The organism is Pseudomonas sp. 3JA (genome assembly GCF_036961705.1).
Classification (GTDB): domain Bacteria; phylum Pseudomonadota; class Gammaproteobacteria; order Pseudomonadales; family Pseudomonadaceae; genus Aquipseudomonas; species Aquipseudomonas fluorescens_Q.
This window is the reverse complement of sequence record NZ_JBAMDJ010000006.1, coordinates 1-23,164: the sequence shown is the minus strand read 5'-3', so window position 1 is coordinate 23,164 and position 23,164 is coordinate 1. Positions and strand designations below refer to the sequence as shown.

19 protein-coding genes are annotated in these 23,164 nt (G+C 62.2%); 11 read left to right on the top strand and 8 right to left on the bottom strand.

The genetic code is table 11. The annotated features are described in order from the left end of the window. The first annotated feature begins 78 nt into the window (after positions 1 to 78). From phhA to V7773_RS06280, 3 genes are all read left to right on the top strand, one after another. Complete coding sequence (gene phhA, locus V7773_RS06290) at positions 79 to 864, top strand: phenylalanine 4-monooxygenase (RefSeq protein ID WP_053120239.1); 786 nt, start codon at positions 79 to 81, stop codon at positions 862 to 864. Positions 865 to 963: 99 nt separating this feature from the next. Further along, complete coding sequence (locus V7773_RS06285; protein ID WP_336072700.1) at positions 964 to 1,320, top strand: 4a-hydroxytetrahydrobiopterin dehydratase; 357 nt, start codon at positions 964 to 966, stop codon at positions 1,318 to 1,320. Further along, positions 1,320 to 2,513: an amino acid aminotransferase gene (locus V7773_RS06280; protein ID WP_063322430.1), complete on the top strand. Its 1,194-nt coding sequence runs from the start codon at positions 1,320 to 1,322 to the stop codon at positions 2,511 to 2,513. The genes V7773_RS06285 and V7773_RS06280 overlap by 1 nt, the downstream gene beginning before the upstream one ends. 191 nt (positions 2,514 to 2,704) lie before the next feature. Here V7773_RS06280 and V7773_RS06275 read toward each other — a convergent pair whose 3' ends face one another. Next, the gene (locus V7773_RS06275) at positions 2,705 to 3,268 is read right to left on the bottom strand and encodes an NAD(P)H nitroreductase (protein WP_092145014.1); all 564 of its coding nucleotides are present in this window, start codon (positions 3,266 to 3,268) and stop codon (positions 2,705 to 2,707) included. A gap of 162 nt (positions 3,269 to 3,430) precedes the next feature. On the opposite strand from V7773_RS06275, the gene V7773_RS06270 reads away from it, so the two are divergent. After that, positions 3,431 to 4,885, top strand: a complete 1,455-nt coding sequence (locus tag V7773_RS06270; RefSeq protein WP_336072699.1) for a TrkH family potassium uptake protein — start codon at positions 3,431 to 3,433, stop codon at positions 4,883 to 4,885. Here V7773_RS06270 and V7773_RS06265 read toward each other — a convergent pair. Beyond that, on the bottom strand, positions 4,842 to 5,903 hold the full coding sequence (locus V7773_RS06265; RefSeq protein ID WP_336072698.1) for an AraC family transcriptional regulator: 1,062 nt from the start codon (positions 5,901 to 5,903) through the stop codon (positions 4,842 to 4,844). The two genes, V7773_RS06270 and V7773_RS06265, sit on opposite strands and share 44 nt — an antisense overlap. Positions 5,904 to 6,202: 299 nt before the next feature. On the opposite strand from V7773_RS06265, the gene V7773_RS06260 reads away from it, so the two are divergent. Together V7773_RS06260 and V7773_RS06255 are read left to right on the top strand one after the other, a co-directional pair. Then, positions 6,203 to 6,514: a DUF962 domain-containing protein gene (locus V7773_RS06260; RefSeq protein WP_336072697.1), complete on the top strand. Its 312-nt coding sequence runs from the start codon at positions 6,203 to 6,205 to the stop codon at positions 6,512 to 6,514. Between the two features lie 12 nt (positions 6,515 to 6,526). Further along, the gene (locus V7773_RS06255; protein ID WP_063322435.1) at positions 6,527 to 7,114 is read left to right on the top strand and encodes an HD domain-containing protein; all 588 of its coding nucleotides are present in this window, start codon (positions 6,527 to 6,529) and stop codon (positions 7,112 to 7,114) included. Between the two features lie 147 nt (positions 7,115 to 7,261). Here V7773_RS06255 and V7773_RS06250 read toward each other — a convergent pair whose 3' ends face one another. Then, positions 7,262 to 8,080 carry a UDP-2,3-diacylglucosamine diphosphatase gene (locus tag V7773_RS06250; protein WP_336072696.1) on the bottom strand — a complete coding sequence of 273 codons (819 nt, stop codon included), beginning with the start codon at positions 8,078 to 8,080 and terminating at the stop codon, positions 7,262 to 7,264. A gap of 135 nt (positions 8,081 to 8,215) precedes the next feature. Here V7773_RS06250 and V7773_RS06245 point away from each other — a divergent pair, with 135 nt between their 5' ends. Together V7773_RS06245 and V7773_RS06240 are read left to right on the top strand one after the other, a co-directional pair. After that, the gene (locus V7773_RS06245) at positions 8,216 to 8,965 is read left to right on the top strand and encodes a helix-turn-helix transcriptional regulator (RefSeq protein ID WP_336072695.1); all 750 of its coding nucleotides are present in this window, start codon (positions 8,216 to 8,218) and stop codon (positions 8,963 to 8,965) included. A 116-nt stretch (positions 8,966 to 9,081) separates the two neighbouring features. Continuing rightward, entirely contained in the window at positions 9,082 to 9,972 is an 891-nt protein-coding gene (locus V7773_RS06240) for a DMT family transporter (RefSeq protein WP_063322438.1), read from the top strand. Here the strand turns inward: V7773_RS06240 and V7773_RS06235 are convergent. Then, positions 9,966 to 10,253 carry a SelT/SelW/SelH family protein gene (locus tag V7773_RS06235; protein ID WP_063322439.1) on the bottom strand — a complete coding sequence of 96 codons (288 nt, stop codon included), beginning with the start codon at positions 10,251 to 10,253 and terminating at the stop codon, positions 9,966 to 9,968. The two genes, V7773_RS06240 and V7773_RS06235, sit on opposite strands and share 7 nt — an antisense overlap. 70 nt (positions 10,254 to 10,323) lie before the next feature. Here V7773_RS06235 and V7773_RS06230 point away from each other — a divergent pair, with 70 nt between their 5' ends. Beyond that, entirely contained in the window at positions 10,324 to 12,525 is a 2,202-nt protein-coding gene (locus tag V7773_RS06230) for a patatin-like phospholipase family protein (protein ID WP_336072694.1), read from the top strand. A 133-nt stretch (positions 12,526 to 12,658) separates the two neighbouring features. Here the strand turns inward: V7773_RS06230 and V7773_RS06225 are convergent, their stop codons facing one another. The 3 genes from V7773_RS06225 to recQ all read right to left on the bottom strand — a co-directional run bounded on the left by V7773_RS06225 (position 12,659) and on the right by recQ (position 17,410). After that, positions 12,659 to 14,617 carry a FimV/HubP family polar landmark protein gene (locus tag V7773_RS06225; protein ID WP_336072693.1) on the bottom strand — a complete coding sequence of 653 codons (1,959 nt, stop codon included), beginning with the start codon at positions 14,615 to 14,617 and terminating at the stop codon, positions 12,659 to 12,661. A gap of 113 nt (positions 14,618 to 14,730) precedes the next feature. Then, positions 14,731 to 15,165 carry a MarR family transcriptional regulator gene (locus V7773_RS06220; protein WP_003199001.1) on the bottom strand — a complete coding sequence of 145 codons (435 nt, stop codon included), beginning with the start codon at positions 15,163 to 15,165 and terminating at the stop codon, positions 14,731 to 14,733. Between the two features lie 118 nt (positions 15,166 to 15,283). Next, the gene (gene recQ, locus V7773_RS06215; RefSeq protein ID WP_336072692.1) at positions 15,284 to 17,410 is read right to left on the bottom strand and encodes a DNA helicase RecQ; all 2,127 of its coding nucleotides are present in this window, start codon (positions 17,408 to 17,410) and stop codon (positions 15,284 to 15,286) included. Positions 17,411 to 17,843: 433 nt separating this feature from the next. Between recQ and V7773_RS06210 the strand changes: the two genes are divergently transcribed. Both V7773_RS06210 and V7773_RS06205 read left to right on the top strand, forming a co-directional pair. Further along, entirely contained in the window at positions 17,844 to 18,431 is a 588-nt protein-coding gene (locus V7773_RS06210) for a UPF0149 family protein (protein ID WP_003198997.1), read from the top strand. Positions 18,432 to 18,439: 8 nt separating this feature from the next. Beyond that, entirely contained in the window at positions 18,440 to 18,835 is a 396-nt protein-coding gene (locus tag V7773_RS06205; RefSeq protein WP_063322443.1) for a YbaN family protein, read from the top strand. A gap of 263 nt (positions 18,836 to 19,098) precedes the next feature. Here V7773_RS06205 and V7773_RS06200 read toward each other — a convergent pair. Continuing rightward, positions 19,099 to 23,164 (bottom strand): beta strand repeat-containing protein (locus V7773_RS06200; protein ID WP_336072690.1); only part of this gene is annotated, 4,066 nt, incomplete at its 5' end.

Genomic DNA, 23,164 nt, shown 5'->3' with positions numbered 1-23,164 from the left:
CTTCGGGTTATCTCTAATGCATCGCTGGACATAAAAACAAACAGCCTTCCCCACGAGGGAAATCAGCAGGAGAGCAGCATGAAGCAGACGCAGTACGTGGCCCGCGAGCCCGATGCGCAAGGTTTTATCCACTACACCGCCGAAGAACACGCGGTGTGGAACACGCTGATCACCCGCCAGTTGAAAGTCATCGAAGGCCGTGCGTGCCAGGAGTACCTGGATGGCATCGACAAGCTGGGCCTGCCCCACGACCGTATCCCGCAACTGGACGAAATCAACAAGGTGCTGGGCGAGACCACGGGCTGGCAAGTCGCCCGGGTGCCAGCGTTGATCCCCTTCCAGACCTTTTTCGAATTGCTCGCCAGCAAACAGTTTCCTGTGGCGACCTTCATTCGTACCCGAGAAGAGCTGGATTACCTGCAAGAGCCGGACATTTTCCACGAGATCTTCGGCCACTGCCCATTGCTGACCAACCCTTGGTTCGCGGAATTTACCCACACCTACGGCAAACTCGGCCTACAGGCCTCCAAGGAAGAACGCGTCTACCTGGCGCGCCTGTACTGGATGACCATCGAGTTCGGCCTGGTGCAGACCCCGCAGGGCCGGCGCATCTACGGCGGCGGCATCCTGTCTTCGCCCAAGGAAACCGTGTACTGCCTGTCGGACGAACCGGAACACCAGGCCTTCGATCCGCTGGAAGCCATGCGCACGCCGTATCGCATCGACATCCTGCAACCGGTGTATTTCGTGCTGCCCGAACTCAAGCGTCTGTTCGACCTGGCTCACGAAGACATCATGGGCATGGTCAAGCGCGGTCGGGAGCTGGGCTTGCATGCCCCGAAATTCCCACCAAAAGCGGCGTGAACCGCCTCTTTTAATCCCAATTGAGTCTGTTGCACGACGCGGCTTTGCTTTAGCGTGGATGCATCGACGTTTTCCAAATATTCGATCCAGGAACACACCATGAACACTCTGAACCAAGCCCACTGCGAAGCCTGCCGCGCCGATGCCCCGCAAGTCAGCGACGACGAATTGCCGGTGCTGATCAAGCAGATCCCCGACTGGAACATCGAAGTGCGCGACGGCGTGATGCAACTGGAAAAAGTTTTCCTGTTCAAAAACTTCAAGCACGCCCTGGCGTTCACCAACGCCGTCGGCGAGATCTCCGAGGCCGAAGGCCACCACCCAGGCCTGCTCACCGAATGGGGCAAAGTCACCGTGACCTGGTGGAGCCACTCCATCAAGGGCCTGCACCGCAACGACTTCATCATGGCCGCCCGCACCGATGACGTGGCCAAGACCGCCGAGGGCCGCAAGTAATGCATTTCGACGCCATCGGCCGGGTCCCCGGCGACCCGATCCTGGGCCTGATGGAGGCCTACGGGGCGGACGCCAACCCGAGCAAGTTCGACCTGGGCGTGGGCGTCTACAAGGATGCCCAGGGCCTGACGCCGATTCTTCAGTCAGTGAAACAGGCTGAACAACGGCTAGTGGATCGCCAGACCACCAAGACCTACATCGGCGGCCATGGCGACGCTGCATTCGGCCAATTGATCAACGAGCTCGTACTGGGTGCCGACTCTCCGCTGATCAGCGCAAAACGCGCCGGCGCCACCCAGACACCGGGTGGCACCGGTGCGCTGCGCCTGAGTGCCGACTTCATCGCTCAATGCCTGCCGGGCCGTGGCGTGTGGCTGAGCAACCCGACCTGGCCGATCCACGAGACCATCTTCGCCGCGGCCGGGGTCAAGGTCGGTCACTACCCTTACGTAGGCGCCGATAACCGCCTGGATTTCGAGGCGATGCTGGCGACCTTGAACCAGGCCCCCAAAGGCGATGTCGTGCTGCTGCACGCCTGCTGCCACAACCCCACCGGGTTCGACCTGTCCCATGAGCAATGGCGTCAGGTGTTGGAGGTGGTGCGCGACCGCGACTTGCTGCCGCTGATCGATTTCGCCTACCAGGGCTTCGGCGATGGATTGGAACAGGACGCCTGGGCGGTCCGGCTGTTTGCCCAAGCCCTGCCGGAAGTGCTGGTCACCAGTTCCTGCTCGAAGAACTTCGGCCTGTACCGCGATCGTACCGGTGCGTTGATCGTCTGTGCCCGGGATGCCGAGAAGCTGGTGGACATCCGCAGCCAACTGGCAAACATCGCCCGCAACCTGTGGTCGACACCGCCGGATCATGGTGCGGCCGTGGTGGCGACCATTCTCGGCAACCCGGAACTCAAAAGCCTGTGGGCCGATGAAGTCCAGGCCATGCGCCTGCGCATCGCGCAATTGCGCAGCGGCTTGCTGGAGGCCCTCGAACCCCATGGCTTGCGCGAGCGCTTCGCCCATATCGGCGTGCAACGCGGGATGTTTTCCTACACCGGCCTGACGCCGGAACAGGTCAAGCACCTGCGCGAACGCCACAGTGTCTACATGGTCGGCACCGGCCGGGCCAACGTGGCCGGCATCGACGCCACGCGCCTGGACCTGCTGGCCGAAGCGATTGCCGACGCTTGCAAGTAACCCAAGGCCAGGCACTTTCCCTGTGGCGAGGGAGCTTGCTCCCGCTGGGCTGCGCAGCAGCCCTGAGACCTGGCACCTCGGCGTGTCAGGCGGCCTCTAACCAGGCTTTTGGGGCGGCTTCGCCGCCCAGCGGGAGCAAGCTCCCTCGCCACAGTGGATCCCCCCCCAAGTCATCCGCCGCCCTTGAGACGTTACTGGCCCGTCCACTCCCGGACAAACTGCCCGACATCTTCCTGCGGTGCCGTGCGCGCTTCTTTCTGCGGCGTGCCCAGGTAGAGGAAACCGATCACCTCTTCCCCGTCCTCAAGGCCAAGCCCCCTGGCCACATGCGGCGAGTACGCCAGTTCACCGGTACGCCACACACCGCCAACCCCCTGGGCATACGCCGCCAACAAGATGCCATGGGCCGCGCAGCCGGCCGCCAACAGTTGCTCGGATTTGGGGATTTTGAAATGGTCCTGCAGACGGGCGACCACCACCACGACCAAGGGCGCGCGCAATGGGCCGTTGAGGGCCTTTTCCACGACGCTTTCCGGTACCAGCGGGTCATTGAACCGCGCGGCTTCGGCCAGCAGTTCGCCCATGCGATGCCGCGCCTGCCCTTCGACCGTCAGAAAACGCCATGGCCGCAACTGGCCGTGATCCGGCGCCCGCATGGCCGCGGCAAACATGAGCTCGCGCTGCTCCGCAGTGGGGGCCGGGTCCACCAGGCGCGGGACGGAAACACGGTTGAGCAAAGCGTCGAGAGCCTGCATCGGCCACCTCCTGAAAAAATGTCCAGCTATTCTAGTGGCTGTGCGGCGAGTTCGTCAGCGCAAATTCCGCGGCCAGTTGCCCACTCGGCGCCAGGTGCCGGTTTACAGGGCGCTTGTCGCGGGTAGAATGGCGCCCTTCCTTTTCCAGCCTGAGCGGACTTCATGGCGTTGCCGACCCTGCGGATCATTGGTTTCATCATCGGCATCTTCCTGATCACCCTGGCGATCTTCATGGTCGTGCCCATGGCCACCCTGATGGTCTTCGAGCGCACCGCCGACCTGCCGTCGTTCCTCTGGTCGAGCATGATTACCTTCGTCGCCGGCCTGGCGCTGGTGCTTCCCGGGCGCCCGGAACACATCCACCTGCGCCCGCGCGACATGTACTTGCTGACTGTCAGCAGTTGGCTGGTGGTGTGTATCTTTGCCGCGCTGCCGTTCCTGCTGACCCAGAAGATCACCTATACCGACTCGTTTTTCGAAAGCATGTCGGGCATCACCGCCACCGGCGCCACCGTCCTGAGCGGCCTGGACACCATGTCCCCGGGCATCCTGATGTGGCGCTCGCTGCTGCACTGGCTCGGCGGTATCGGCTTCATCGGCATGGCTGTGGCGATCCTGCCCCTGCTACGCATCGGTGGCATGCGGCTGTTCCAGACCGAATCGTCGGACCGCTCGGAAAAAGTCATGCCCCGTTCCCACATGGTGGCGCGGCTGATCGTGGCGTCCTACGTAGGCATCACCATCCTCGGCACCCTGGCGCTCTGGTGGGCCGGGATGAGCCTGTTCGATGCCATCAACCATGCGATGTCGGCGATCTCCACCGGCGGTTTCTCCACCTCGGACCTGTCCCTGGCCAAATGGACCCAGCCGGCGGTGCACTGGGTCGCCATTGTCATCATGATCCTCGGCAGCCTGCCGTTTGCCCTGTATGTCTCGACGCTGCGCGGCAATCGCCGGGCGCTGATCAAGGACCAGCAGGTCCAGGGGCTCATCGGGGTGTTGTTGGTGACCTGGCTGGTGCTCGGCACCTGGTATTGGGCGACCACCGACCTGCATTGGCTGGACGCGCTGCGGCACGTGGCGCTGAACGTGACGTCCATCGTCACCACCACCGGTTTCGCCCTCGGCGACTACAGCCTGTGGGGCAACTTTTCGCTGATGCTGTTTTTCTACCTGGGGTTCGTCGGCGGTTGTTCAGGCTCGACGGCCGGCGGGATCAAGATTTTCCGCTTCCAGGTCGCCTACATCCTGCTGCGGGCCAACCTGAATCAACTGATCCACCCCCGCGCGGTGATCAAACAGAAATACAACGGTCATCGCCTTGACGAAGAAATCGTCCGCTCGATCCTTACGTTCTCGTTCTTCTTCGCCATCACCATCTGCGTGATCGCCCTGCTGCTGTCGCTGCTGGGCGTGGAATGGATGACGGCGCTGACCGGTGCGGCCAGCACCGTGTCCGGCGTCGGCCCGGGGCTGGGAGAGATCATCGGGCCGGCCGGCAACTTCGCACCGCTGCCGGACGCGGCCAAGTGGATTCTGTCCGCAGGCATGCTGCTGGGCCGACTGGAGATCATCACGGTGTTCGTGCTGTGTATCCCGGCGTTCTGGCGTCACTGACCGCTTCTGGCTGGCTCGCCAACCGTGCCCGGTATTCGCCGGGCGTGGTGTCGAACCAACGGCGAAAGGCCCGGAAAAAATTGCTCGGGTCGGCAAACCCCAACAGATAGGCGATCTCCAGCAGCGTCATGCCCGGCTGCGCCAGGTACTGCTCGGCCAGTTCACGACGGGTGTCCTCCAGCAAACTCTGGAAACTGGTGCCCTCTTCCTGCAAGCGCCGCTGCAAGGTGCGCTGTGACAGGTGCAGCGTCTGCGCCACCACGTCACGCTTGGGCTCGCCCTGGGGCAACAGTCGGCACAACACTTGTCGCGCCTTGTGGGTCACACGGCTTTCCGAAAAACGCGCGAGGTATTCACCGGCAAACCGGTCATGCAACTGCGCCATGGCTTCGTTGGCCGTAGGCAACGGCGCCTCCATGTCGGCCCGTTCAAAAATCAGCGCGTCATAAGACGCGCCGAACTCCAGCGGCGCGCAGAAGGCTCGCTGATAAGGCGCCAGGTCCAGGGGCTCGGTGCCTTGGCACAGCACTTTTACCGGGTGCAAGGTACGCCCGGTCAGCCAGTTGCACAGGGCCAACGCACAGGCCAGGGATGCTTCGGCACTTTGGCGGGTCGGGGGCAAATGGTCGCCATGTACCGTCAAAATCAGCCCGTAGCCTTCTTCCAAGCGACGAAAACTCAAGTCGGCGCTTTCGGCAATGATCCGCTGGTATCGCACCAGTCGCTGGAACCCCTCCGCCAGCGTGCGACTGGACATCAAGGCGTAGCCCGCCACATGGAACGAGGCCGGGCGCACCACTTTACCCATGTTCAAGCCAATGGCCGGGTTACCTGACAATTCCACCGCCCGTTGCCAGAGCCGCGTCATCGAGTCCTGGGGGAAACGTGCATCCGGATCGTCCAGCGCATCAAAGTCCAGCCCCAGTTGCTTGAACAGCACCCGACAATCCAGGCCGTCGATTTCCAACGCCTTGACAATCCCCATCGCCCAGCTTGAAGAAGTCGTTCGTTCGTTCATGACGTTTTACTTGCATGACGAGCCGCAGGGTACGGCTGGATTTGCGAAGGATAGCAGTGTCCGGTCTTACCAATAACGCCCCTTTTGGACGAGCGGCTGTTGTTGTCAGGCAAGACGCCACGACGAGTCATAGCCCGCTATGGCGAGGAGTGGCAACGCAGCATGACGGCAACAGAAGCCGTCCAAAAGGGGCGTTATTGGTAAGACTGGACACTAGAGTGGCGCTGATTGTCACTGGCCGTAGCGATTGATGGCTCTAGACTTCAAGTATCAGAACAATGACCACAGAGCCAGCCGTCGTGGAAAACACTAAACGATTCAATAGCTTCGCCGAGTTCTACCCGTACTACCTCAGCGAACACAGCAACAGCACCTGCCGACGACTGCATTTCATCGGCACCTCCCTGGTCATCCTGGTGTTCTCCCTCGCTCTCGTCGTGGGTAGCGGGTGGCTGTGGCTCGCCCTGCCCGTGGCCGGCTACGGCTTCGCCTGGGTCGGGCACTTCTTCTTCGAAAAAAACCGTCCCGCCACCTTCCAGCATCCGCTCTACAGCCTGCTCGGCGATTTCGTCATGTACCGCGACATGCTGCTGGGCAAGGTCGCGTTCTAACAAGGACTGCCGATGAGCAACCACGCGCGCTTTACCCACATGAAAGAAGGCACCCAACAAGACTGGGCGATCATCGCGGCCGACTTCAGCGCCTACGCGCGGCAATTGCCGGGCCGGATCCTGGCCCATTTGAAACTGCTGGACGGCGATTTCGGCGGGTTCCCGGTGGATCGCCTGACCCATTCCCTGCAAACCGCTACCCGCGCCTACCGTGACGGGCGGGACGAAGAATACGTGGTCTGCGCCCTGCTCCACGATATCGGTGACACCCTGGGTTCATACAACCACCCGGACATCGCCGCGGCGATCCTCAAGCCTTTCGTCAGCGCCGAAAACCTGTGGATGGTGGAGAAGCACGGGATTTTCCAGGGCTATTACTTCTTCCATCACCTGGGCATGGACCGGCATCTGCGCGAGCAATTCAGTGGCCATCCGCAGTACCAGGCGACCATTGAGTTCTGTGCGAAGTACGACGCGGCGGCATTCGATGCCGAATACGACACCCTGCCCTTGAGTTTCTTCGAGCCGATGCTGGAAAGGGTCTTTGCCACGCCGAAGCAATCGATCTACAAGGCGGCGATGGCGGACATACCGGCCTGACAGACACAGCAAAACCCGTGGCGAGGGAGCTTGCTCCCGCTGGGTGGCGAAGCCGCCCTGTTTTTGGGGGCTGCTGCGCAGCCCAGCGGGAGCAAGCTCCCTCTCCACAGGGGGTTATATGTTTGCTTGCGAAAGCATCAGACCGGTCTAAACCGGCTCGGCCACTTTCAACTCTGCCTTGAGCAACGCCTCCCGCGCCTGGGCCTCCGCCAACCGATACAACTCGATCGACCCATCCCAATGCTCGATCAGCGCCGTGCAGGATTCGACCCAATCACCACAATTGAGGTATTCCACCTCACCCACCTTGCGCATCTCCGCGTGGTGGATATGCCCACAGACCACGCCATGCAGTTCGCGCTTCACACACTCGTGGGCGATGGCTTCTTCGAAATCGCTGATGAAGCTGACGGCGGTCTTGACCTTATGCTTGAGGTACGCCGACAACGACCAGTAGCCGTAGCCGTAACGGGCTCGCCAATGGTTGAGCCAGCGGTTCAGCGTGAGGGTGAACTCGTAGGCCGAATCCCCGAGGAACGCCAGCCAACGGTGGTACCGGGTGATGACATCGAACTGGTCACCATGGATCACCAACAGATGCCGGCCATCGGCCGTGACGTGCACCGCTTCGTCTACCAACTGGATATTGCCCAGGATCAGCTTCGAATAGCGCCGCAGGAATTCGTCATGGTTGCCGGTGACGTAGATCACTTCGGTGCCGCGCTTGCTCATGGTCAGCAAGCGACGAATGACGTTGGTGTGGGCCTGGGGCCAATACATGCCACCGCGCAGTTTCCAACCATCGATGATGTCACCCACCAGGTAGATCTTGTCAGCGTGGTAGCCCTTGAGAAACTGCGACAAGTGCTCGGCCTGGCAATCCCGGGTACCCAGGTGCACATCGGAAATCCACAGGGTGCGTACACGCTGTTTGCGGCTGGGTCTGGCGAGCTCGGCGCTGGTCATTGGGCAACCCTCTGATCGTTTTCGCCACTGTGCACGCCAGCGGTTAATGGCCCATGACAAACACAAGTCCATTACATGACAGCGCGGGGCGGTGTGCCCTCGGTGTATGCTGGCGGCCTGATACGGGAGACCGCGATGAGACCGATCCTCACGCTACGCCACTACAGCCACGATCTGATTGTCCACAGCCACGACCACGCGCAACTGGTGTTCGGGTTGTCCGGCGCGCTGGATTTCGAGGTCGAAGGGCGTGGCAGCCAGGTGGTGCAACAGAGTTTCGTGGTAGTACCCGCCGGTGCCCATCACGCCTGCGGCAGCCCCCGGGGCAGTCGCTGCCTGGTGCTGGATGTGCCCAGTGACGATTGGGTCGGGCAATGCCTGGGGGATCACGCCGACGCCAGCCGCCGTTTGCTCGACGACACCGCGCGCCTGCCCCTGGACGCGGGACAAAGCCAGTTGGTCAGTTGGCTGGCGGGCAGCCCGGTGGACGATCCGGTGATCGCCCAGCAAGGCGCGGTGCTGCTGCTGGCGAGTCTCAATGACGTTCGCCAGCGCCCCGTCGGTGGGCGGCGCCTGCCCTACGCCGCACTCAATGCCCACATCGACCAGAACGCCGCCTATGCGCTGCAAGTGGCGGACCTGGCGCGAATCGCCGGCCTCTCCAACGCCCGCCTGCACGCACGTTTCGTCGCCGAGTGCGGGCAAACCCCGATGGAGTACATCCGCAGCCGCCGCTTGCACCAGGCCGTGGCGTTGTTGCGTGATTCGCAGTTGCCCATCGGTGAGATCGCCCACCGCGTCGGCTACAGCTCCCAAAGTGCCTTCGCCGCGGCGGTGCTGCGCGAATTCGGCGTCTCGCCGGGCAAGCTGCGGCGTCAGCGCTAGCTTCGCGCTAAAAATCGCTAGGATCGCGACAGACACAGCACCTCCCCAACGCTTAAATACCCCCATGGGATCGATGTTTGTCCGTCGGTTTTGGCTTATCTGTTGAAAGGATTGAAATGACACCTCGTACCGCCCTCGGCGCCCTGCACATCGGCGCACTCATGTTTGGCCTGACCGGTGTCTTCGGCAAACTCGCCGCGGCTTCGCCGGCGGTCATCGTGTTCGGGCGCGCCGTCTTCGCCGTGCTGGCCCTGGCGATGTTCGCCCGGTTCGCCAGCAACAGCCGCTGGCAGAAGCTGCGGGCCCGGGATGGCCGGCGATTGTTGCTTGGGGGGCTGTTGCTGGCCGGGCATTGGGTGAGCTTCTTCATCGCCGTGAAGGTGGCCGGCGTGGCGGTCGCCACGTTGGGGTTCGCCAGTTTCCCGGCCTTCACGGTATTGCTCGAGGGGCTGATCTTCCGCGAACGGATTCGCGCCAATGAAATCTGGCTGGTGGTGCTGGTGAGCGTCGGCCTGGTGTTGGTCACGCCGAACTTCGACCTGGCCAGCGGTGCCACCACTGGCCTGCTGTGGGCCGTGGCCTCGGGGTTGCTCTTCTCCCTGTTGTCCTTGACCAACCGTGCCGGTTCGGCGCACGTCCCGCCAGTGCAGGCCGCGCTGTGCCAGAACGTGGTGGTCGGGTTGTGCCTGCTGCCGATGGCCGCGCCACAATTGAGCGACGTTCGCCCCCTCGACTGGTTGTGGATCGGCTTGCTCGGCGTGTTCTGCACCGGCCTGGCCCACAGCCTGTTCGTGGCCAGCCTGGCGGTGATCAAGGCCCGCACGGCGGCGGTGGTGTTCGCCATGGAGCCGGTCTACGGCATCGCCATGGCCTGGTGGCTGTTCGATGAGAACCCGACCCTGCGCATGCTGCTGGGCGGCGTGGTGATCATCGCGGCCATCGTGATCTCAAGCCAACTGGGCGGTTCGAAGAAACCGGGGGTTGGCGCCCAAGCCGCTTCTCACTGAACCCGATCGTTGTGGCCCAGGTCCCGCTCCGGATCGATCCGGTCGCGGACCCGCTGCTTGAGGACCTTGGCTTCGGGAAAACCGCCATCGGCCTTGCGCTCCCAGATCTGCGTATTGTCGCAACTGATGTGGAACACGCCACCGGTGCCCGGTACCAGGGACACTTTGCCCAAGTCGTCGCCAAAGGTGCTGAGCAGTTCCTGGGCCAGCCAGGCAGCGCGCAACAGCCATTGGCACTGGGTGCAATACGTGATGACGACTTCCGGTTTATGTTCGGTCATTGCGGGTGGACTCCTGGATTCGAAGGCGTCGTTATAATACCCGCCTTTGACGCCCGCCCCGAGATTGACGATGCGCCGCCTCCTGCCCCTCCTGCTTCTGTTGCTGTTGCCCCTGCTCGGCCATGCCAACGTGCCCGCCGTCGAAGCGCCACGCCCGAAAATCGGCCTGGTGCTGTCCGGCGGTGCCGCACGAGGGCTGGCTCACATCGGCGTGCTCAAGGCCCTGGAAGAGCAAGGCATCAAGATCGATGCCATCGCCGGCACCAGCATGGGCGCGGTCATCGGCGGGCTGTATGCCTCAGGCTACAAGATCGACGAACTGGAAAAACTCGCCCTGGGCATCGACTGGCAACAGGCTCTGTCCGATGCGCCGCCACGCAAGGACGTACCCTTCCGGCGCAAGCAGGATGACCGGGACTTCCTGGTCAAACAGAAACTGAGTTTTCGTGACGACGGCAGCCTCGGCCTGCCCTTGGGGGTCATCCAGGGCCAGAACCTGGCCCTGCTGCTCGAAAGCCTGCTGGCCCACGCCAGCGATACACGGGACTTCGACAAACTGCCGATCCCGTTTCGCGCAGTCGCCACTGACATCGCCACGGGCGAAAAAGTCGTGTTCCGCAAAGGCCACCTGCCCAAGGTCATCCGCGCCAGCATGTCGATCCCGGCGGTATTCGCTCCGGTGGAACTGGACGACCGACTGCTGGTGGACGGCGGCATGTCCGACAACATCCCGCTGGATGTGGTCCGGGAAATGGGCGTGGACGTGGCCATCGTGGTCGACATCGGTACGCCCCTGCGCAACCGCAAGCAACTGGTCACGGTGGTCGACGTGCTGAACCAGTCGACCACCCTGATGACCCGGCGCAACTCTGAAGAGCAACTGGCAACGCTGAAGAAAGACGACGTGCTGATCCAGCCGGCGCTGGCGAGCTTCGGCTCCACCGATTTCGGCCGGGCCCAGGACATGATCGACGCCGGTTACCGTGCCACGCGGATACTCGAGACACGCCTGGCGCCTCTACGCCCGTCCGAGGCGCCCGACGCCGAGCTCATGGCCGCGCGCACCCCAAGCGAGCGCACGCCGGTCATCACCGCCATTCGTGTGGAGAACGACTCGAAAGTCGGCGATGACGTGATCCGCTATTACGTTCGCCAGAAAATCGGCGAGCCGCTGGACCTGGGCCGCCTGCAGACCGACATGGGCACGCTGTACGGCCTGGATTACTTCGAACAGGTGCAATACCGCGTGGTCCGCAAGGGCCCGGATCACACGCTGGTGATCAGCGCCCGGGGCAGACGCACCGGCACCGACTACCTTCGGCTGGGGCTGAGCCTGTCGGACGACATGCGCGGCGACAGCGCTTTCAACCTGGGAGCCAGCTATCGGGTCAACGGCATCAATCGCCTCGGTGCCGAATGGCTGACCCGGGCGCAGATCGGCGACAAGCAGGAGCTGTACAGTGAGTTCTACCAACCATTGGATGTCGGTTCACGTTACTTCATCGCCCCCTACGGGCAATTTGAATCCCGCAACGTGGAGTCCATCCTGGACAACGATCCGGTGGCCCAGTATCGCGTCGAGCGCTATGGCTTCGGGCTGAACGTGGGCCGCCAGATCAGCAACAACGGCGAAATCCGCTTCGGTGTCGGCCAGGCCTGGGGCAAGGCGGATGTGCGCATTGGCGATCACGACCAGCCCAGCGAAAACTTCAATGAAGGTTTCTATGAGCTGAAGTACTCCTTCGATTCCTTCGACAACGTGTATTTCCCCCACGAAGGGGAAGATATCGGCCTGAGCTGGCGCCAATACGAACCAGGGCTGGGTTCCGACCAGCGTTACCGCCAGTGGGAGTTCAAGCTGGACAAAGCCCTGAGCAGCGGCCCGGACACCTTCATCCTGGGCGGGCGCTACGGTCGAACACTGGACACTGCTGAAGTCGTGACGTCCAGCTTTGTGCTCGGTGGCGCGCGGCAACTGTCAGGCTTTCGCGAAGACGGGGTATCCGGACAGAACATCAGCCTGATGCGTGCCGTGTATTACCGCCGCCTCACACCGCGGGCCTATCTGCCACTGGACTTCCCGCTGTACATCGGCGGCTCGTTGGAACGCGGCCGGGCCTGGAACAACGACAATGAATTCGACAGCGGCTACATCAACGCCGCCAGCATTTTCCTGGGCTTCGATACACCGCTGGGGCCACTGAATTTCAGCTATGGCTTTAACGACGATGATGAACAGGCGGTGTATCTGAACCTGGGGCAGACGTTTTGATGGGCTGTCTGGACAGGATTTGACAGCCTGATAGGCCGCTATCGCGAGCAAGCTCGCTCCCACATGGGGGCGCAGATGGCTGTGGGAGCGAGCTTGCTCGCGAAGAGGCCAGCCGCTACAACCTCGATGGTTCTTAGCGAATCCCTGCCAGCAGCACCCGGGCGGTCTCCTTGAGGGGTTCGTCCCCCTCCTCGAGCAGCTCTTCAAGCAGGGAGACGGCGGTTTTCAGGTCTCCATCGTCGATGCAATTCTGTGCCTGTTCCAGCTTGACCGAGTGTTCCGGGGCCTGAGGCTCGAGGGACAGGGTGTCCAGGGAAACAGGTTCAAGGGCCAGTGGCTCAAGTTCCAGCGACTGTTCTTCGTCGGCAAAGCTATCGAGGAAGGCATCGTCCAGCGACTCGGTTTCCAGTGGTGCTTCCCATTGCAGGTCCGGTTCGTCAAAACCTGAAAGCGAAAAGCTCTCGGCGGCATAAGGTGAAACAGCCTCTTTATCGGCAGTGCTGTCCTGGGCATCGGCGAGGTCCCAGCTGGTTTCCATGGACAGCGCATCCAGGTCCAACTCGAACTCGTCACCGGGCACCGGCTCACGTTCAGGAGCAGATGTCGGTGCCGGAGTAGATGAAAGAACCGGTACCTGAGGTGGTACCGACGCCACTGTCGGCGTGGCGATCATGGAAACCTTGGGGTAGCGCCCACGGACCTCCTCCAACGTCCCGGCATCGATACCCTGTGCCTGTAGATGATGCTCCTGGGCCTGGAAACCGATGACATCGCCCTGCTTGCCCAGTACTTCCAGCAACTTGAGGCCCAGGTCGGTGCGTTCCGGCTCCGCCAGCAACGCGGCGCGCAACAGCCCTGCGGCCTCGGTGAATCGACCGTAGGTCAGGTAGATCCCGACGCCCTCCAGCACATCACCCAGGGGCGTGTCACCGTTATTGAACGATGCCGCGTTCTCGGAAGGCTCCGTATCGGGGATTGAAGCGAAGGTTTCGTCGCCCTCCTCCAGCATCGGCTCGGGACGCCCGGTCATCGGTTCCAACTCGGCCTGCTGCTGCCGACGCCGAACGAACAGTAACAGCGCCAGCAACCCCAACAGGCCCACCAGCCCCGCCACCCATGTCCAATTGATGCCCTCTGGCTCTGCTACCGGTTCTGTAGCGGGTTGCGCGTTCGACGCCGGTTCCGATGCAGGAAGCGCCGGTTGCGGTTGCGTCGATGCGACAGGGGCTGGCGCCACCTCGGCCAGCCGGGCCTGCAATTCGCTGATCTGCTTGCGCTGGCCAGCGACTTCCTCGTCCTGGGCCTGGAGCCGGGCCTGCAGTTGCTCGATAGTCTTCTGTTGCTGCTGGTTTAGCAGCACGCTGGCGGCCAATTGCTCATCGGCCGCGACGGGGGCCTGGCCGGCCGGGGTTGCAGCCGACGTCGGCAGCACGGCCGAATCGGGCAACAACAAGCGCTGGCCGATGGAAAGCCGGTCGCTGCCGGGGTTCAAGGCCTGGATTGCTTGCATCAATTCATTGATCGACGCGTTGCTGCCGGCGTCATGCAGGCGTTTGGCGATGAGCCAGGGGTTGTCCCCCGGCACCACGGTGTAGCGCTTGCCCTGTACCGCCGGGGGCGGCTTGATGGACGGCGGGGCCTCGGAAGGTTCGTCACGGACAGGCACGATACCCGGTGTGCCCGGCGGGTCGATCAGCACGGTGTATTCGCGCAGCAGGCGCCCGTTGGGCTGATTGAGCTGCACCAGGAAGTTGAGAAAGGGTTCCTCCACCGGTTTGCTGGAGGTCACCCGAATGAAGCTGCGCTCCCCGCGCAAGACCGGCGTGAAGCGCAGGTTGTTGAGAAAAAACGCCCGTTCCACACCCGCACGACTGAAATCGTCCGGGCTCGCCAGGCTGGCCGACAGATCGCCCTCGCCGATGCCGGCCACATCGACCAGGGCGATATCGGCGCGCAACGGCTGGTTCAGGGCGGAATGGAGCGTTATGTCCCCCAGTCCCAGCGCCGACGCCAAGGCCGAATACCCCAGGGCACCCACGACGACCGACACGTTGACCCAACTGCGCAACGTGGACTGCAAACTTTCAAGCATGGGTATCCCTTTCGACTACCAGACTGAGCGTAAACGCATCCAATACGATCACTTAGTACTGGTTATAGTTCGCTAATCGCCGAATCTCAAAAGTCTGGCGCCAGGGATATGCCTCAGGATTTTTCCAGGTTGGCCAGGATCGTACCGTGGACCCGCATGCACACGCGCATGTCCGCTTCATCGACCCCTTCGAACAGTTCACGACGCAATTGCGTGGCAATGGTTTCGATTTGTTCGATCAACGGTAGGGCCGGTGCGCAGAGCACGATTTTCTTGGCCCGGCGGTCCTCGGCCACGGCCTGGCGCTGCACCAGCCCCTGGGTTTCCAGGCTGTCGAGCAACCGGGCCAGGGTCGGTCCTTCGACGGCGACGCTCTGGGCCAGTTCACGCTGGGTCGGCGCCTGTTCGAAACGGGCCAGGTGCAACAGCACCAGCCAACGCGCCTGGGACAGGCCCAACCCGGCCAGGCGACGATCCAGTTCGGCACGCCAGCCCCGAGACATTTGCGCCAACTGCATGCCAAAACGGTGTTGATCGGTTAACGGCATAAAAAAACTCATCAGATCTGAAATAGAGAAAAACTAATTATTAGTCAGCTAAGCATGAGCTTTGGATTCAAGCAAGGCTCGCCTTGTACTGAATCGTTAAAGGAACGCAACTTACTGATCAGACTTCAAATTCCGACTGCAATGCAGCCCTGACGCAATACAACACGCCTTCGGGAACCCGTCCGACAAACAGTGCGGCAACTTCAGACACTGGTGGTAACTCGCCTTCGCCGTCCAGGAAGGCATCCTGCACTTCACCCATCAGTTCCTCGGGCAGATCCAGTGCCTGCTCCAGGGATAACTGCTGTTTGCCAATGGCCTCGGCCAGCATCGTGTAGACGTTCTTTTCCGAGCACTGCAGTTGCCCGGCGATCTGCAACGGCGTCATGCCGGCCCGGGCCAGTGTGATGAGTTCGTGGCGTACATCGGCCACCGCTTTCGGTGCTTCGGCCTCGCCGCCCAGGACCTGGAGGAAGGCCTCGCCATACCGCTCCAGCTTGCGCGCGCCCACGCCACTGACCCGGGCCATTTCCGCCAGGGAGGCGGGCTGGCTGCGGAGCATTTCCAACAGCGTCGAGTCGGGGAAGATGACGTACGGCGGGACGCCGTGCTCCTCGGCCAGCTTGCGCCGCAAGGCCCGCAAGGCTTCCCATTGATCGCGCTCTTCGCCACGCACCAGTTGGCTGGCCTGGCTCTTGCTGCTCTTGACCGCCGTTGCCGGTTTGAGGTCGCGGCGCAGTTCGAGGGTGACTTCACCTTTGAGCAATGGCCGGCAAGTCGCACTCAGGCGCAGGCCGCCGTAGCCTTCCAGGTCGATGTCGGCCAGACCGCGGGCGACCAGTTGTCGGAATAATGAACGCCACTCACTCTCGGTGCGCGCCTTGCCCACACCGAACACCGACAGGTGCTGGTGGCCAAAGCTGCGGACCTTTTCGTTGTCCTTGCCCAGTAACACGTCCACCAGATGCCCAACACCGTAGCGCTGGCCGGTGCGGAAAATCGCCGACAAGGCCTGGCGGGCCGGTTCGGTGGCGTCCCAGGTTTCCACGCCATCAACGCAGTTGTCGCAATGCCCGCAAGGCTGGGGCATGTCTTCGTCGAAATAGGCCAGCAGGGTCTGGCGCCGGCAGCGGGTTTCTTCGCACAGCGAGAGCATCGCGTCGAGCTTGTGCTGCTCCAGGCGCTTGTGGCGCTCATCACCTTCGGAGCTCTGCAACATCTGCTTGAGCATCACCACGTCTTGCAGGCCGTAGGCCATCCAGGCGTCGGCCGGCAAGCCATCACGACCGGCACGCCCGGTTTCCTGGTAATACGCCTCGAGGGACTTGGGCAGGTCCAGGTGCGCGACAAAACGCACGTTGGGCTTGTCGATGCCCATGCCGAACGCAATGGTGGCCACCATGATCAGGCCTTCCTCGTTGAGGAAGCGCTTCTGGTGATAGGCCCGCAGGTCGTTGGGCAGGCCGGCGTGATACGGCAACGCCGGGAACCCCTGCTCACACAGAAACGCCGCCACTTCATCGACCTTCTTGCGCGACAGGCAGTAGACGATGCCGGCATCACTGCGACGTTCGGCGAGAAACGCCAGCAACTGCTTGCGCGGCTGCTCCTTGGGGACGATGCGGTAGAAAATATTCGGACGGTCGAAGCTGGACAGGAAGCGCTCGGCATCCTGCAAGTGCAGGCGCTCGACGATTTCCTCGCGGGTGCGCTTGTCGGCGGTGGCGGTCAGGGCGATGCGCGGCACGTCGGGGAACAGTTCCGCCAGTTGTCCCAGTTGCAGGTATTCACGCCGGAAATCATGGCCCCATTGCGACACGCAGTGGGCTTCGTCGATGGCGAACAGGGCGATTTCCAGGCTCTGCAGGAACGCCAGCATGCGCGGCTGCACCAGGCGTTCCGGGGCCAGGTACAACATCTTCACTTCGCCGCGCCTGATGCGTGTCGCCAGGTCCCGCTGTTGCTCGGCGCTGAGGGTGGAGTTCAGCGAAGCAGCGGCAACCCCCAGCTCCTCGAGGGTCGCAACCTGGTCGTCCATCAATGCAATCAGTGGCGAGACCACCACGGCCAGGCCGTTGCGCAACAACGCCGGGACCTGGAAGCACAAGGATTTGCCGCCGCCGGTGGGCATGAGCACCAGGGCATCGCCACCGCTGGCCACGCGCTCAATAATGGCACCCTGGCGGCCACGAAAACTGTCGTAGCCGAAGATGTCCTTGAGGACGCGTTGAGCCTGTTCGAGCATAGAAACTCCAAAAATCACCGAAACATCCCTGCAAGGCTGGTTCAGAATCACAAAAGCTGCACCGGCAAATCGTAAGTGCGCGTTTCGAACCGGCGGGACGCCGCAGGGCATCACAAAACGCGGCAGTATACCCGAGGCCTTCGTTGCGAAGGGCGCTGCTGACAAGAGGTGTTCGATGAAGCCCTTGCACTGTTGCCAGTCATGCACCGAACCTGTGGCGAGGGAGCTTGCTCCCGCTGGGTGGCGAAGCCGCCCCAAAAAACAGGGCCTCTGCGCGCCCCAGCGGGAGCAAGCTCCCTCGCCACGGGGGATAAATGCCAGGGCATGCGGGCAACCCAGCCCTTACCGGCAAGGCAAATACGCCACGCGGCTGGCCTGGGCGCTCAAGAAGGCCTAGAATTCCCGCATTGTTTATTCCCCAAGGTAGCCCGTAATGTCCTTCGCTGAGCAACTGACCCGCCTGCAAGTCTTCCTCGACGCCGATGAGCTGCACGAAGAGGCGCTGGACTACGTGGCCGCTCACGGCTATCTGACCGCCCTGTCCATCTGCGCAGAAACGGTGCCGGACCGTGAGTGGATCGACGCCCTGTTCGCCGAAGAGCCGCATTACAGCGACGAAGCCCAGCGTGCCGAAATCGAAGCCACGCTGGTCGGCCTCAAGGCCCACATCGCCCGCCAACTGGCTTCCGACGAAGAGTTCGAACTGCCGTGCGACCTGGACTTGGGCGATGACCCGGACGATTCGGAACTGCGTGGCTGGTGCATCGGCTTCATGGAAGGCGTGTTCCTGCGCGAAGCCGCCTGGTTCGAAACCGCCGAAGAGGAAGTCAGCGAAATGCTGCTGCCGATCATGGTCGGTTCCGGTCTGTTCGACGAGCAACCGGAGTTTTCCGACATCGCCGCCGACGCCAACCTGATGGACGACATGATCGTCCAGATCCCCGAAGCCCTCACGGCCCTGTACCTGCTGTGCAACGCACCGGACGAGAAACCGGCGATCCTCAAGCCTCGTCACCACTGAGTGACCGGGTGCCCTCGCCCATTGGCAATCGCCCGCTGATCCTGCGTTACGTTCTGTTGGCCATTGGCTGGCTGAGCGTAGCGCTGGGGGTCATCGGCATCTTCGTCCCCGTACTGCCCACCACCCCTTTCCTGCTCTTGGCGGCGGCCTGTTTCGCCCGCAGTTCGCCGCGCTTCTACCAATGGCTGGTAGAACATCCCCGCCTCGGCCCATGGATTCGTGACTACCTCAGTGGCAAGGGCATCCCGCTCAAGGGTAAGGTCTATGCCATCGGACTGATGTGGGCGAGCATCCTCTTTTCCTGCTACCTGGTGCCCCTGCCGTGGGCCCGGGGGTTCATGCTCACCAGTGCGGTGCTGGTAACGGTTTATATCCTCAGGCAAAAGACGCTGCGCAAGCCTTGAATGTGGCACGAGCCTGGATCTCCTGTGGCGAGGGAGCTTGCTCCCGCTGGGTGGCAAAGCCACCCCAAATGAACTAACTCAATTTTCCTGGCTCATCGCACCAAGCCTTTTTTGCGACTGCTGCGCAGCCGAGCGGGAGCAAGCTCCCTCGCCACAAAGGCATGCATGCGTCCAGCAATCTGTGGATCCACCCACAAGGTTCAGAAAAACAAAACCCGCCATTTCCAGACCGGAAATCGCGGGTTTTGTTATTTCAGCTCATCTCACACCGTGTCCACCTTCAACGAGTGGTCATTCAACATCCCGTTGATGATGGTCGCCGTATCTGCACCTGCGATCATTCCGTCTGCGCCGGGTGTGACGCCGTAATGACTGGCGAGGTTGACGCCGGCCAGGTCAATGGTCTGGTTCGGCGTGGCGCCGGCGATGGCGCTGACGTCGATGCTGGTAATGACCGACGCCCCGCTGCCGCTCACGCTGAAATGCAGGTAATCGTCCAGTGACGCCGCGCTGCCATTCTCCCCCTGCAACAACTGGGACAGGTCGAGTTTGTCGACACCGGGCGCGAAGTCCGTGATCACGTCGTGGCCGCTGTTGCCTGCCTGCCATTGAAAGGTATCGGCACCGCTGCCGCCAGTGAGGGTGTTGTTGCCCAGGCCGCCAATCAGCAGGTCATCGCCGCCACCGCCATTGAGCACGTCATGGCCCAATCCACCGTTGATGCGGTTGCTGGCGCCGTCGCCGGTGAGGGTGTCGTTAAAGTTCGAGCCCACCAGGTTTTCGATGCCGATCAATGTATCGGTGCCCGCGCCCAGGGTGTTCTGCGCCGCCAGCAGGCCCAGGTTCACCGTGACTGCCGACGTGGCATGGGCGTAGCTGACGGTGTCGTTGCCCGTACCGCCATCGAGCAGGTCGTTACCCGTGCCGCTGTAGAGCAAGTCATTGCCGGCCCCACCGTTCAGGGTGTTGTTGCCCGAACCGGCGCTGAGTACGTCGTTGCCGTCGCCGGCGTTGAGGATGTTGTCGCCGTTGCCAGCCAACAGCACATCGTCACCACTGGTGCCCGTCAGGGTATGGCCCGCCTGGTAGCTGATGCCTACCGATGCGCTGTCACTGCCGCCATGGTTATCGCTGGCGGTGTAGCTGCCGTGGTAGTCCGGTGTTTTGTCTTGCGCCCCGGAATAGTCAACGGTGAGGGTCAGTTGATAGTTCTCCGCAGCGTTGGAATTACCGCCGCCGGGATTGGCGATATTGGTGACGTGGATCTGGTAATTGCCATCCGCTGCCGCGGTGAAAGAAGCCCCATCGTTGATCGCAATGAATGGCCCGCCGTTGAGCGAATACTCCATCGCAATGCGACCGGCCGACAGGTTGTGGTCCAGGGTGAGGGTTTCGCCCTGTTTGAGGCTGATGTTGAGCCGATCTTCATCGTTGGTGTTGTTATTGGACACCATCCCCAGTGCACCGCTGACCACCAACATCGCCGTCATGCTCGCGGTATTGGCGACGAAAGCGCTGCGGCTGAGGTTGATCGATTGCACGTTGTTGCCGGTGAAGCTGGCCGTGCCGGTGCTGCCGGTGAAGTCCGCGCCTTTGGCGACCCAACCGGTATTGAAACTGGTGGGTGACGCGCTGAGCGGATCGCCGTTGGCGTCGCTGTCGTTACCCAACAGCAATTCACCCGGAATCACGATGTTGCCCGACAGCACGTTGGTGATGATGTTGTCGTCAGCCGCTATCGGTGGGCTGTTGGGTACGACGTTGATCACCAGGTTGGAGCTCGCCAGGTCACCGTCATGGTCGCTGACGGTGTAGCCGATGTGCTCGGTGATCAAGGTGCTGGTGGCCGTCTGGGAGGTGTAGCTGAACGCACCGGTATCCAGGTTGACCACCAGGGTGCCGTCGTGGTCGGTGGCGATGCTCAATGTGTGGGTGGCGGTATTGAAGGAGCCATGGTTGAGCCCGCCGCTGGCGGTCAGCGCGCCATGGCCACCGTTGGCCGCCGGGTCATAGCTGTACGTGGTGCCATCGACCACCAGGCTCTTGATAAACCCGCCATCGGCGCCGAACGAGCCTCCCTCGCCCAGCAGGTTGCCGGTGACCGGCGCGCCTTGCACGGTACCGGAAAGCACCGAGTTGAGCTGGTTCAGGTCGGTGACCACCACCGCGTTGGTGTTGGTGTGCGTGCTGCCGTCATAGGCCAGCGGGTCGAGGTTGATGTTTCTGGCACCGCTGCCCAGGCCGACGGCGTAATTCTTGATGCCGTTGGCATCGAGAAAGGCTTTCCATGCGACCTCGTCCGCCGAGCCGATTTCGCCCAAGGTCGGCTTGCCATCGGAGAAAAAATAACCAATGTTCTGGGCGCCGGTCAGTTGTCCGGGGGTGGCGAACGCCGTCTTGGCCATCGCCACGGCCGCATCGTAATTGGTGTCACCGTGCGCGCTCAGCGCGGCGATCAGTGTCTTGGCAGTTGCCACGTCCACCCACACGGCACTCTGGTCGGTGGCACTGCCGCTGAAGGTCACCAGCTGGACTTTGACGTCGCCCATGTCGTCGTATTTGTCGAGCAAGGCGCTGATCGCCTGTTTGGCCAGATCCATACGCGAGAGCCCCGGCACGCCGGAATCGTCTTTCATGCTGCCGGACACATCCAGCACGATCAGCAGGTTCGAATCGACCTCCACCGCCGTGACCGAACGCTCGGACGCGACAGCCTTTGGTATGTCATCGACGATGCTGACCACCAGGCTGCCGGTGGTGCTGTTGCCCAGGGAGTCCGTGGCCTGATAGGTGAAGCTTTCGCTCAACACGTTCGGGCCATCGTTGGCATGGGGTGTGGTCGTAGCCGGCGAGGTCAAGGTGTAGGTGTACGACCCATCAGGATGGAGCAGCAACTGACCGTAGGCACCGGTAGCATTGCCCACCAGGGTGAAGGTGACGGCGCCCGTGGCACCGCTGACCGAGCCGACCAAGCTCCCGCTGGCGGTTTCACCGGTAGCGCTCGGGTCACTGCCGGTGACGGTGCCGGGGGCCAGGTCCTGGCCGTCCTGGGTCAGGTCCAAAGCTTTTTCGTAGACGGTCACGTCATGGTCGGTTTCTGCGACGAGGCAGCTGTTGTGCACGTCGACAGTGATGGTCGTCGTGCTTTCATCACCATCGGCATCACGCACGGTGTAGGTGAAGACATCGGTCGCGCCTGGTGCGCCGACAGCATCGGGATTGCTGTGGTAGACGGCGTTGCCGTTGGCGTCCAGGGTCAGGTAGCCGTAGGTGCCATTGATCTGGCTATTGAGGCCGCCGATGGCTGGGTTCGAGGTGTCGTTGCCGGCACGCACGCCGATGATTGCGCCGCCGTCCGCACCGAGTACGTCGTTGTCCAGCACGTTGCCATTGACCGTGCCGCCCTCTACCACCGAGGCAAAATCGGCATGGGCCTTGGGCACGTCGTCGACAATGTCGATGACGATGGTGCTAGTGACCGTGTTACCCAACGAGTCCGTAGCCTGGTAGGTGAAGCTTTCACTCAAGACGTTGGGGCCATCGTTGGCGTGAGGCGTGGTGGTGGCTGGCGAGGTCAGTGTGTAGGTGTAGGAGCCGTCGGGCTGAAGCGACAGTTGACCGTAGGCACCGGTGGCGTTGCCCACCAGCGCGAACGTGACGGTGCCAACGGCGCCGCTGATCGAGCCCACGAGGCTGCCGCTGGCGGTTTCACTGGTGGCATTCGGGGCGCTGCCCGTGACAGTCCCAGGGGCCAGGTCCTGGCCGTCCTGGTTCAGGTCGAGGGCTTTTTCGTAGACGCTGATTTCATGGTCGGGTGTGGCGACGAGGCAGATATCGTGGACATCGATGGTGATGGTGGTAGTGCTTTCGTCGCCATCGGCATCACGCACGGTGTAGGTGAACACATCGGTCGCGCCCGGGGCGCTGACGGTGTTCGGGTTGCTGTGATAGACGGCGTTGCCATTGGCATCCAGAGTCAGGTAGCCGTAGGTGCCGTTGATCTGGGTGTTCAAGCCGCCAATCGCCGGAGTCGAGGTGTCGTTGCCCGCACGCACACCGATCACGGCACCACTCGCAGCCGGTCCGTCGGCACCACCTTCGTCGTTGTTCAGGACGTTGCCACTGACCGTCCCACCCTCATCCACCGAGGCGGAATCAGCATGAGCGGTTGGCAAGTCGTCGACGATGTTCACGTCCAGATTGTCGTTGGCCGTGGTGCCATTATCGTCGGTGACCACTACGGCGAATTGCTCGCTAACGCTATTGGCACCGTTGGCGTTTGGATGGGTTTCATTGTCCAGCAAGGTGTAGCTATAGCTCACCACACCG